The 12,459-nt window shown below is 33.8% G+C and carries 8 protein-coding genes; 3 read left to right on the top strand and 5 right to left on the bottom strand.

The window, feature by feature from the left end:
* Positions 1-7: 7 nt before the first annotated feature.
* The 5 genes from DR871_RS12610 to DR871_RS12590 form a co-directional block, all read right to left on the bottom strand.
* Positions 8-1,222, bottom strand: coding sequence for a glycoside hydrolase family 27 protein (locus tag DR871_RS12610; protein WP_242497109.1), 1,215 nt, complete (start codon positions 1,220-1,222; stop codon positions 8-10).
* Positions 1,223-1,343: 121 nt separating this feature from the next.
* Positions 1,344-2,387 (bottom strand): IPT/TIG domain-containing protein, encoded by a 1,044-nt coding sequence (locus tag DR871_RS12605; protein ID WP_113666565.1) that lies wholly within the window; start codon positions 2,385-2,387, stop codon positions 1,344-1,346.
* Positions 2,388-2,405: 18 nt separating this feature from the next.
* Positions 2,406-4,019, bottom strand: a complete 1,614-nt coding sequence (locus DR871_RS12600; RefSeq protein WP_113666566.1) for a RagB/SusD family nutrient uptake outer membrane protein — start codon at positions 4,017-4,019, stop codon at positions 2,406-2,408.
* Between the two features lie 11 nt (positions 4,020-4,030).
* Positions 4,031-7,210 (bottom strand): SusC/RagA family TonB-linked outer membrane protein, encoded by a 3,180-nt coding sequence (locus tag DR871_RS12595; protein WP_113666567.1) that lies wholly within the window; start codon positions 7,208-7,210, stop codon positions 4,031-4,033.
* Positions 7,211-7,529: 319 nt separating this feature from the next.
* Positions 7,530-8,408 (bottom strand): AraC family transcriptional regulator, encoded by an 879-nt coding sequence (locus DR871_RS12590; protein WP_113666568.1) that lies wholly within the window; start codon positions 8,406-8,408, stop codon positions 7,530-7,532.
* Between the two features lie 263 nt (positions 8,409-8,671).
* Here DR871_RS12590 and DR871_RS12585 point away from each other — a divergent pair, with 263 nt between their 5' ends.
* From DR871_RS12585 to DR871_RS12575, 3 genes are read left to right on the top strand one after another with little or no spacing between them, the layout of a single operon-like run.
* Positions 8,672-9,817, top strand: a complete 1,146-nt coding sequence (locus DR871_RS12585; protein WP_113666569.1) for a glycoside hydrolase family 26 protein — start codon at positions 8,672-8,674, stop codon at positions 9,815-9,817.
* Positions 9,818-9,849: 32 nt separating this feature from the next.
* Positions 9,850-11,241 carry an MFS transporter gene (locus DR871_RS12580; RefSeq protein ID WP_113637148.1) on the top strand — a complete coding sequence of 464 codons (1,392 nt, stop codon included), beginning with the start codon at positions 9,850-9,852 and terminating at the stop codon, positions 11,239-11,241.
* A 24-nt stretch (positions 11,242-11,265) separates the two neighbouring features.
* On the top strand, positions 11,266-12,459 hold the full coding sequence (locus tag DR871_RS12575) for a glycoside hydrolase family 130 protein (protein ID WP_113637146.1): 1,194 nt from the start codon (positions 11,266-11,268) through the stop codon (positions 12,457-12,459).

The raw sequence follows: 12,459 nt of genomic DNA, 5'->3' as shown, positions 1-12,459 counted from the left end.
TCCATTTTTAAATTTTATTTAATTTCAAAGTAATTACATCATGCGAGGATAAATCAGAAATAAATATTTTTTTTGTATTTCCAACCTCTTTGTTTTGCCAAAGGTCAATAATTTTATAATTTGTCGTACTAAAATTAGTTTCTAGATTGAAATCGACATCTCGTATCACCTCTTTTATCCAATCGAAATATATCTTCTTTGTAATATCACTTCGATTCAAAAAAGTTATTACCCAATTTCCATCAGATAAGGGTTTAACCCAAATTCCCAGTCCATCCTTAGCAGAATATTTAAACCCTTGAATCCCCAATTTATCTTGATTTACAGCAATTAGCTCCTTGTTTGATAAAATTGCCAATGTTTCTTTAGACATTTTTCTGAAATCATTTCCAGCTATTAACGGTGAAGACATCATAGACCACATTGTGAAATGTGCTTTATCTTCGTTATTTGTCATGCCATTACCCACCTCCAACATATCGAAATCATTCCAATGATCCGGTCCGGAGAACTTACGAATGTTTTTACGCATTTCGATAATTTTCATAAATCCCCAGGACGACCAATTTCCTTGTTCGTGTTTAAATTCACAATCAAAACACGGATAAATATCTCCGGAGATTCTCCAAAGGTTACCAACAGGTTTTCCCCAATCCCAAGGCTGATTGTCACCCCATTCACATAAACTGAAAACGATTGGTTTACCTGCTGTTTTCAATGCGTTACTCATTGTGGTATAGGCTTCTTTTGCATTGATTCCTTCAGTATTGCACCAATCATATTTAAAAAAATCAATATTTAATTCTGCATAAAACCGCGCATCTTGATATTCATACCCACGAGTTCCAGGATATCCGGCACAAGTGTGCGTGCCTGCACAATTATACAAACCAAATTTCAGTCCTTTGGCATGAATATATTCGACTAATGATTTCATTCCGCAAGGAAATTTTATTGGATCTGGGACTAAATTACCTTTAGCATCGCGCTCTTTCGCCATCCAGCCATCATCAAGTACAATATAAGTGTAACCTGCAGCCGCCATGCCAGAAGCTACCATTATATCAGCAGTTTCTTTTACCAAATTTTCATCGATATTTGTTTCAAAAGTGTTCCATGAATTCCATCCCATAGGCGGAGTTAAAGCTAAATCATTGTATTTGGTACTTTTTTGCGCTATTACATTTCCTTGGCTTGATGTGGACAAAGAAAAAGCAACCATAAAAAAAGAACAAATTATTTTTTTTATCTTTATATTTTATATTAAAAAATTCTTTCCAAAAAGAATTCCCTAATTGTTGAACTAGGGAATTTCTTAAACAAACTCAAACAAAACCAAATATTTACTTTAAAACAAAACCTACATCATCAATAAAAATTTTATCCCCATTATCATTTCCAAATTCTTGAAAAACAATTTCATTAATTTCTGCAGGTGCACCACCTAGATCGCTAAATGGTATCACTACGCTAGTCCATTTATTATCAAATGAAACCTCTTTTCCAGCACCAAAATTTCCATTTAATACCACTTTAAATTTACCCGTTGCCTTCGTGCTTTTAAATGAAACTCTAAGCGCTTTGTAAGAAGCTGTTGAAACTGGAGCGGCGAACATTGGGAATTTGAAACCCGTATATCCGGTAAATGTGGTTTCTATCGAATTTTGACCTTGTACTTTTTCTGTAGTATTGACTTTATAACCACTTCCATCCCACGGTCCTAAATAATTTTCAACAAATGAAGCCGCAGCATCATCATAAATTGCTGTCCCTATAGCTTGAGTAGAGGTTGCGAAACCAGATATATTTGTAACCGTAACGTACTTATATTGTGTGAGACCAGCGGGAACTGTTACCTTAATTTCTGTCAATGATGATGAAATTACAGTAGCGTTAATATCACCAATTTTAACGGAAGGGTTTAAGAAATATTTACCACTAATTGTTATAATATCGCCTGCAACTGCATTAATAGGATTGTAACTTCCAAAAGTAGGAGCTGGTGGAGCAATTATAAATGGATAAATTACAGTACCAAATTTTGTAACTATTTTTAATTCATTCGATGCATTTGCGTACGGAGTACTTTCATCAATCGTAACAAATATGGCTTTATCGGTAACTAAAGTTGGATTGAAATACGTATCCACATCATTAAAATAAATTTTTTCAAGGGTGGCAAAACCAGAACCTTGAATTACATATACATTTTTAGGTGATCCAAACGTAGTTGGAACCAGTTCTCCTTCTCCAGCTTTACTCACACTATCAATTGTCAATGTTCCTGAAGAACCCTCATTGTCATCTGATGAACAGGAAAACAACATACTTGCCACTAAAAACAAGGTAAGAAAGGGGTATATATATTTTGCTTTAAGATTTTTCATAATAGTATATTTTTTTAGTTATTTAAAAACATAAGGAACTGCAGGTTCTCTTAATTTTGGATTTTGCAACAGCTCATTTGCAGGATAAGGATATATAAGTGTCGTAATGGGTAACGAAGAAATTTTAGTTGGTGCAATTTTTGTACCTCTGTCTTGAGCTTCCAATTTAGCCTTTGCAACAGCAAAATCAAGCCTGCCCAAATCAAACCAATAGTCATTTTCCGCAGCCAATTCAGCTCTTCTTTCTTTGAAAATGTCTTCAAAAGTTATCAAAGTTTTAGGCGCTAAGCCAGCTCTAACCCTAACTTTATTGTAGGAGGCCAGTGCTGCACCGTTTGAAGTACTGCCAGATTGAGAACCTAAAATTGCCTCGGCATGGATCAATAATAATTCAGCATATCGCATCACATATGTGTTTTGCTTAGTAAATCCATTTGCAAGAGCATTATACACTCCTGTAATGTCAGCATTACTTCTACCACATACATATTTTTTCATTGCAGCACCAGAACCTTGTGCGAAGTTAGTTTGCCCATCTTGATCTAAATCTGGCATAGTATATCCCAATGTTATTGCCCCAGTTCCGTCATAATTTGCTGATGCTGATAATTTAGGGTAATTATCTCCAGGTTTCATAAATGTTTCTTTTCTACGCAAATCTCCTGGCTCAAAAGCATTATTAATCAAGTCTTGAGAGGGACCTACAACTCCAGCATAACTAGCTTCTGTTAGATTTCTATTACTTGCAAATTGTGTATTCAATGAATTCCCATAAAAGTAAATACCAGGCATCCATTGGAAAGCAATGATTGATTCTTCATTGTTGTTATATTTCGGAAGAAATAAATCTCCATAATTAGTTGCTGGTACATCTGTACCAAATAGTTTAAATTCTCCGCTGTTGATTACTTCTTCTGCTAGAGCTCTAGCCTCGGCATATTTCTTTTGATATAAATACACCTTTGCCAGAAGTGCTTTTGCTGAGCCTGAAGAAACTCTGGCATTATCCTGATAACTACCTCCTCTGACTTTTGCTTTCAAATTGTCTCTAGCGAATATCAAATCGTTTTCGATAAACTTATAAACATCCGAAACAAGATTAGTATTTATTTGAGGATTAGAAGCAAAATCTGCTGCATTCTCAACAATTGGTACCGGTCCAAAAAATCGAACCAAATTAAAATAAGCTAAAGCTCTCATCAAATGGGCTTCACCTAGAGAATTATTGATGGCTGCTTCACTTACCTTCGGATTATTAATATTAGGTAAAGCCAAAATTAAGGTGTTTGCATTTGCAACCACTCCAAAACAGGAAGACCAAGCTCCAAGTAAATTCTCATCACTAGTTTGAAACAACAATGTATTAAACTGATTAAATTCAGAAGATGTGTTCACTAAATTTCCAGATGCCATGTCAGTTAAAGCAAAATACGGCTTTACCGTTAATTCAAACCAAGCTTTTCCATAAAGTATATTAGTACTTGAAGCTACTTTCTCATCAGAATCATAATATGTCGCAGCGTCATAAGAATCCTTAGGAACTACATCTATAAACTCGTCTGAGCAAGATGATATGACCAAAATCGAACATAAAACAACTAATGTTTTATAATTTATTAAATATTTTTTCATTTTTTTAAGTATTAGAATTCAACATTTACTCCCACTGAAATAACTCTTGGAGTTGGATAACGACCATTATCAACACCAGACAATAAAGCGTCTTGATTGAACGATCCAACTTCCGGATCATAACCAGTATATTTTGTGAAAGTATACAAGTTTTGCACACTTGCATATAATTTAAGTCTAGTCAACTTAGCTTGCGAGATAATATCCGTTGGTAATGTGTATCCAACTGTAATATTTTGTACTCTTAGGTAAGAACCGTCTTCAACGAAACGATCAGAAAAAATTAAATTAGGATGATCATAAGATGTAGGTCTTGGTAAACTTGCATCGAGGTTAGAAGGAGAATAAAAATCCAAAGCAGAAGCAAACTGATTCTGATACAAATTGGAATTTGATGTTCCAGCTCTCCTTGTAAGATTAAATAAATCATTTCCAACAGAGCCTTGCAAAAACACTGAAAAATCAAAATTTTTGTAAGCAAAATTGTTAGTAAAACCGAATGTGAAATCTGGATTTGGATCCCCAATCGTCGTATAATCTAATTCATTTATCACACCATCATTATTATTATCCGCATATTTCATATCACCAGCAATAAAATCAACCGGGCTGGCACCAAAACCGTTTTTAGGCCCTGCGCTGGCATCGGCATCCGAGGTATAAATTCCTAATGAATTCAATCCATAAAAAGTACCTATAGGGCCTCCGACTAGTGTTTTAGTAATTGGTTTTCTTGTATAATCATTTATAAGAGCATATTTAATAAGCAATGAACTGTTAGAAATCTCAACTAACTTATTTACATACTTAGACACGACTAATGTAGAATTCCAAGAAAAACCACTATCTAATTTGGTACTATAGTTCACAGACATTTCAATTCCTTTATTTTCCAATGTTCCAATATTTCCAAAAGCTGAGGCTACTCCACCACCATCGGCACTTCCAGTAAGAAATAATGGCAAAGGAATTTGATACAAGAAATCTTTAGAAGTCTTCTTATAAACATCTATCGAAGCATTTAATCCCGAGTTAAAAAGTGAGAAGTCTAAACCAATATTTATTTGTTTTTGAGACTCCCAAGTCAATTCAGGATTTGGAGATCTGGAAAGCTGAAAACCAGCACCTAAAGGTGATTGTACTAAAGTCAATGCTGGGGCATATAAATTATTTGCAATTTGCTGATTTCCAGTCTCACCATAACCAGCTCTGAGTTTTATATTTTTTATTACAGTAAAGTCCTGCATGAATTCCTCATTAGATAATTTCCAAGAACCAGAAACAGCCGGGAAATACCCCCATTTATTTCCTTTTGCGAACTTTGATGAACCATCTGCCCTTATAGATCCTGAAATACTGTAGCGTCCTCCATAATCATAAACTGCTTTTCCAAAAAGTGAATACAATCTTTGTGATCCACTATAAGCGAAACCTGGCTCAACTTTTTGCAATTCTGCGGCCACAGGTAATTCAGGTAACGAATTATCGAAAAATCCAATTCCAGTTACAGCCAAACCTTTCCAGTTGCCTTCATTAGCCTCTTGGCCTGCTAAAATATTAAAACTATGCTTTCCTATTTCAGTTTTATAGGTTAGTAAATTTTTAATGTTTATCGAATAAAAACTATTTGTTCTTGAAGTAAGCGAAGCTGTATTATTGCTTGCAGCTCCCCAATTATAAGTTGGACGGAATTCGTTTCCTTCACTAAATTCTGCATATCCGCCTATCTCAAAACGATACTCTAAACCCTTCATTAATCTCGCTTCAGTAAAAACATTTCCAGAAAAATTCTTTCTGACCAATTTATTTGTGTTAGATAAAGCTTCAGCGATTGGGTTTCTAAAATATATTCCTTGAGAATTTGTTGGAGGGCCAGCATAAGTTCCATCTGCATTATACACAACTACATCAGGAGTACTCAACAATGAAGTACTAACTATTCCGTTTTGACTTCCATTTAATGTAATATTTTCGTTTGTAATTCCAGTATTTACAAATGCACCTACCTTCAACCAATCCTTCACTTTAGCATCCACATTAGTTCGAAAAGTATATTTTTTAAATCCAGATCCTATCACAGTACCTTCCTGATCAATATACCCTCCAGATACATAATAACTCACTCCTTCTTTTCCTCCAGAAATAGACAATTGATGCGATTTCATGATGGCAATTCTGTAGATTTCATCTTGCCAATTAGTTCCTTTGCCTAATAACTCCGGATGTGAAAAATTATCATTTTTTAATGCTGTTGGGGTTAAAGCATCAATCAATCCATTTTGTAATCTGGCGTACCCTTGTAAATCCAGAACATCGATTAAATTTGTTTGCTCTTGAATAGAGTAACTATGATCATAAGTCAATTTACCCGAACCTTTTTTTCCTGATTTTGTAGTTATAATTACCACACCATTAGCGCCACGAGATCCATATATCGCTGTTGCTGAAGCGTCTTTCAGAATATCCATCGACTCGATATCATTGGGATTTAAAAAAGCAATTGGGCTTACAGAACTATTCCCTGTCGATGTACTCCCCTCACTAAAATCATTTCCCACCAATGGTTTACCTGTAGTTGACTTACTGGTGGCATCACCAGAAATTGGTACACCGTCCACCACATATAATGGCTCATTTGTACCACCAAGGGAAGAAATACCTCTAATTTTCACAGAAGTGTTGCTCCCGGGTTGACCAGAATTACTAGTCACTGTTACTCCTGCTGCTTTACCTTGTAACATCTGATCTACAGACACCTGTTTCAAATTTTCAAGATCCTTAGCTTTTACAGAAGATATCGCACTAGTTACATCGCCTCTTTTTTGAGTACCATAACCTATAACCACAACTTCTTGCAGGTTTTGTGAAGTTGACTTCAATGACACATTGATTTTAGATTTCCCTTTTACTGCAATATTTTGGGTTTCAAATCCAATAAAAGAAAATGACAATGTAGCATCCACGGGAGAATCAATTTCATATTTACCATCAATATCTGTCGATGCAGATTTGCTTGACCCTAGGACCAATACATTCACACCAGGTATAGTAAGACCCTTTTCATCAGTTACAACACCTTGAATTTTTGCTTGAGCTGTAATAAAATTGCTTGTAAGCAGTAAAAATAATAACAAAGGAATTGCTCTGTGATTGCCGTTCCAATGAATTAAATTAGACAATAGTTTTTTCATAATAAATGTTTAGTTAGTTAAGATTGTTAATTTCTGAAAAGCATATTTCAGAAATAAAATGCATATTAATTATTCTGACTTATAATTAACAAATCTATAACACAAGTAAACATTAAATTAATAGTATTATATCATTTAATGATAATATTTTTACTTTAAAGTGAAATAGTAAAACATATCAAAAAAATAACTCAATAAAATTATACATAACGTAATTTTATTGACTAAATAATGACATAAAAGAAATTAAAAGATAAGCAACAGTAACATTTATTTCAATTTAAAACGAAGTAGTAACAGGAAAATAAGAACAAATTATCTATAAAATTCTTTTCAAACCAGAAAAATCTTCTCTATACTGACTTGGAGTACATTTTTTTATAGACTTAAAGCTTCTATTGAAATTTGCAATGTTATTAAAGCCTGATTTAAAAGCTATTTCTGAAATACTAAGATCTTTTTCTACCAACCATCTTGCAGCATAACCAATTCTAATATCATTGATATAATTAACAAATGTTTTTCCAGTTCTCTTCTTAATAAATCGATTGAACGATATACTAGTCATACTCGCTACATTCGATACATCATCCAGAGATATTTTCTCCGCAAAGTTCTTTTGAACATACTCATACACTAATTTCATTTTATCATAATCGTCAAAAGTGTCGTAATCGACAGTAAATGTTGACAATAACCTTTGATTTCTTGAATTTGCTAAATCATAGAGTATTGATGTGATTTCAAGAAAATAATCCATACCATCTAACTTTGAAATTTTAGTCAATCGTGAAGAAAGCTCTTCCGCAGTTTTTTTTGAAAATAAAATACCATGAATAGATCGATTAAACATGTCTTTTATAGGATTCATTATGCGTCTTGACAATAATGTTTCATCAAATAAATCATTATGAAATTGTATGGTAATTTCATGAATTTGCTTATTAGTACACTTATGTAATTCCCATCCATGGTATAAATTGGGGCCAATTAATACCAATTCAATATTATCGATTTCTTCTATATTATCACCCACAATTCTTTTAACTCCTTTACCATTTTGTATGAAATTTATCTCAAATTCAGGATGATAATGAACCGGAAAGTCAAAATTGTCTTTTACTCTGTCAAATACCAAAAAACTATCGCCTGAGGATAATGGTGGAATTTCTCGGTAAAAATTCTTTAAATTGCTCATATCGTTCTTTTTTACCTGCAATAATATGATATATAATTGATAAAATAATATTAATTAAATGCGAGTCTTGCAATTATCTTTGAAAAATACAATTATCATTTTTTTAAAAAGAATATGAATATTAAATATGAATCATTTTTATTACACACTATTTTTATAGTTTTAGCAGTTAAAGTACTAAAAATAATTTTTACATATTTTAGCGCTGATTGTATTGTAAAAAACCAAGTATACAAAAAAACAACTCTCCCATCTGACTACTAATGAAAAAAATATTTTATTTGATTCTTATCTGCACTAGCATTGCGACATCCTGTTCTTCAAAAGCGCAAAATAGTGATACAAAATCGTCTCTCACTGATAGAAATGCGACTGCAGAAACGAAAATACTATACAAAAAATTGATATTAAATGTAGAAAAAGGAATTCTTTTTGGGCATCAAGACGACCTAGCTTATGGAGTAAACTGGAAATACAAAACGAAAAGAAGTGATGTAAAAGATATTACCGGAGATTATCCTGCAGTTTACGGATGGGATCTGGGCGGCTTGGAAAAAAAATCTACAACTAATATTGACGGTGTACCTTTTGACAAAATGAGGCAATTTATAAAAGATGCTCACACAAGAGGCGGCGTTGTAACACTAAGTTGGCATTTAGACAATCCTTTAACTGGAAATAACGCATGGGATACCACTCCAAAATCCTTAGTCTCTGCTTTACCAGGAGGAGAAAGCCATGAAAAATTCAAATCTTGGCTTGATGAAGCTGCAAAATACATTTTAACTTTAAAAGATAGGAAGGGTAAACAAATTCCAATCTTGTATCGTCCTTACCATGAATTAACAGGAAATTGGTTTTGGTGGTGTAAGAACAACGGGAATCCTGATGAATTCAAACTTTTATGGAGATTCACCATTGATTATTTACAAAAAAAAGGAGTACATAATTTAATTTATGTCTACAATACTGCTGATTTTAAAACGAAGGATGAATTTTTAGAATATTATCCAGGTTCTAATTATGCAGATATCTTGAGCTTTGACAAATACCAATACACTGATCCTACCAGAGATAACTCCTTTGTTGAAAATTGTCAAAATCAATTTAAAATAATGAATGAAGTTGCGAAAGAGCAAAATAAAATAATGGCATTTGCTGAAACTGGTTATGAAGCGATTCCTTATGATAAGTGGTGGACTAATACGCTCATGAAAGCCATAGGTGACTACAAAATTTCCTATGTCTTAGTATGGAGAAACGACGGATGGCAGGAAAAAGAACAAAAAATGCACTACTATGCACCTTATAAAGGACAGATTAGCGAAAAAGACTTCGTAGATTTTTATAATCTTGATCGAACTTTCTTTGAAAAAGAAGCTGCAAAAGAAAACCTGTATCAAAAATAATTTATTAAAACTAGACCTATAAACCCTAAAAAATGCACAATAAAATTAGTATAAAAGAAAAAGTTGGTTACGGCTTAGGAGATGCTGCTTCCTCCATGTTCTGGAAAATATTCAGTATGTATCTCATGTTTTTTTACACTGATGTTTTTGGTTTGGCACCAGCAGTTGTAGGAACTATGTTTCTGATAACTAGAATATGGGATTCTTGTTTTGATCCACTAGTAGGAATAATTGCTGACCGTACAAAAACGCGATGGGGAAAATTCAGACCCTATCTTTTATGGACTGCAATCCCTTTTGCAGTAATCGGAGTTCTAACTTTTTATACACCTGATTTTGATGAAAAAGGAAAAATAATCTACGCCTACATTACCTATTCACTAATGATGATGGTTTATTCTATTATAAATGTACCATATGCCTCATTACTTGGAGTACTTTCATCCGATAGAAAAGAACGAACTACTCTTTCATCGTATAGAATGGTTTTTGCTTTCGCAGGAAGTTTATTAGCGTTATGGCTCATCGAACCTTTGGTGAATTATTTTGGTGGCAACATGAATTCAGAAAAAGGGTGGTTGTATACCATTATAATCTTTGGAATTATCACTACTTTCTTTTTCTGGGGTTGCTTTTTTTTAACCAAAGAAAGAGTCCAACCAATTTCAGATGAAAAAACTGACTTAAAAGAAGACCTAAGAGATCTTTGGAAAAATAAACCTTGGTGGATTCTTCTTGGTGCAGGAATTGGGGCATTAATCTTTAATTCAATCCGTGATGGTGCAGCAGTTTATTATTTCAAATACTATGTCAGCAATACGGTAAATTATAGTTTTAATCTCTTTGGAGAAACCTTTGCGATGACACCAACTTCTCTTTACTTGGTTTTGGGACAAGCAGCAAATATAATTGGAGTAATTGCAGCTACGCCAATTGCTAATAGAATTGGCAAAAAGAACACCTTTTTGGGAGCAATGTCTTTGGCTGCGATTTTGAGTGTGATTTTTTACTTTTTTGGAAAAGAAGAAGTTTTACTAATTATGATTTTCCAAGTATTAATAAGCATTTGTGCGGGCTGTATCTTTCCTTTGATATGGTCAATGTATGCCGATAGTGCTGATTATTCAGAATGGAAACAAGGAAGACGCGCTACAGGACTTGTATTTTCAGCTTCTTCGATGTCTCAAAAATTTGGATGGACCATCGGAGGTGCAGCGACAGGATGGCTACTGGCATACTACGGATTCCAAGCAAATATTGAACAAACTGCGGTTACACAAAACGGAATCCAACTCATGCTTAGTATACTTCCAGCGTTAGCCGCTGTGATTTCAGTACTATTTATTGTGTTTTACCCACTAACAGAAAAAAAATTACAGATTATTGAACAGGAACTTAACAGCAAAAGAAATTTAACTAATTAATACTTTATTCTAGCACTTTCAACTATGAATACAAAAACAGTAATTACCCGTTTCCAAAAAAGAAAAGCTGAAATTGAAAATGAATTTCAGCAGCTTATCGAGCAAAAAAACGAATCTCAGTCATCTGTTGGCAACGGTATATTCGTTCGTTATAAAAATCCCATCATTACAGCAAGCCATACTCCTATTGAATGGCGATATGATTTAAATGAGAATACAAATCCATTATTACTAGAACGAATTGGCATTAATGCTGCGTTCAATTCTGGTGCTATAAAATGGGAAAATAAATTTATTCTTGCCGTTCGCGTAGAAGGTTTCGATCGAAAATCTTTTATTGCAATCGCCGAAAGTCCAAACGGATTAGATAATTTTAAATTCTGGGAGAAACCATGTGTTTTACCCCAAACCGAGGAACCAGATACTAATGTGTACGATATGCGTTTGGTCAACCATGAAGATGGTTGGATTTACGGCATTTTTTGTACTGAGAGAAAAGATCCAAAAGCCCCCGCTGGAGATACTAGTTCCGCTATTGCCAATGCAGGAATTGTTCGCACCAAAGATTTAATTAATTTTGAAAGATTACCAGATCTAATTTCAAATACAGGACAACAACGAAATGTAGTTTTACATCCTGAGTTTGTCAATGGAAAGTATGCTTTATACACACGTCCACAAGACGGTTTTATTGACATAGGAAACGGTGGCGGTGTAGGATTAGGATATGTTGACGATATGACAAATCCAATTGTACAAAACGAAGCTATCATCTACGGAAAACAATACCATACTGTTTATGAACTTAAAAATGGCTTAGGACCAGCTCCAATAAAAACAGAAAAAGGTTGGTTGCATTTAGCACATGGCGTAAGAAATACTGCTGCAGGATTGCGTTATACACTATATATGTTCATGACAGATTTAAATGATATTTCAAAAGTAATCTATAAACCTGCAGGACACTTTATGGCTCCTGAAGGAATAGAAAGAATTGGCGATGTCTCAAATGTAGTGTTTTCTAATGGTTGGATTGAAGACAGCGACGGAACTGTATATATCTATTATGCCTCTTCAGATACAAGAATGCATGTTGCCGTTTCATCCGTTGATAAATTGATTGATTATGTCATAAACACGCCCGAAGATACCTTTACATCAGCAGGTTCTGTGAATACTATTATTCGACTAGTAGATAAAAACAAAGCAATTTCATAA

Source organism: Flavobacterium petrolei (genome assembly GCF_003314435.2).
GTDB lineage: Bacteria > Bacteroidota > Bacteroidia > Flavobacteriales > Flavobacteriaceae > Flavobacterium > Flavobacterium petrolei.
This window is presented reverse-complemented; position numbering and strand designations above follow the sequence as displayed.

Bases quoted from the DNA above. Each gene is read 5' to 3' on its own strand.
- DR871_RS12610 (WP_242497109.1), bottom strand. From the start codon at position 1,222: ATGGTTGCTTTTTCTTTGTCCACATCAAGCCAAGGAAATGTAATAGCG.
- DR871_RS12605 (WP_113666565.1), bottom strand. From the start codon at position 2,387: ATGAAAAATCTTAAAGCAAAATATATATACCCCTTTCTTACCTTGTTT.
- DR871_RS12600 (WP_113666566.1), bottom strand. From the start codon at position 4,019: ATGAAAAAATATTTAATAAATTATAAAACATTAGTTGTTTTATGTTCG.
- DR871_RS12595 (WP_113666567.1), bottom strand. From the start codon at position 7,210: ATGAAAAAACTATTGTCTAATTTAATTCATTGGAACGGCAATCACAGA.
- DR871_RS12590 (WP_113666568.1), bottom strand. From the start codon at position 8,408: ATGAGCAATTTAAAGAATTTTTACCGAGAAATTCCACCATTATCCTCA.
- DR871_RS12585 (WP_113666569.1), top strand. From the start codon at position 8,672: ATGAAAAAAATATTTTATTTGATTCTTATCTGCACTAGCATTGCGACA.
- DR871_RS12580 (WP_113637148.1), top strand. From the start codon at position 9,850: ATGCACAATAAAATTAGTATAAAAGAAAAAGTTGGTTACGGCTTAGGA.
- DR871_RS12575 (WP_113637146.1), top strand. From the start codon at position 11,266: ATGAATACAAAAACAGTAATTACCCGTTTCCAAAAAAGAAAAGCTGAA.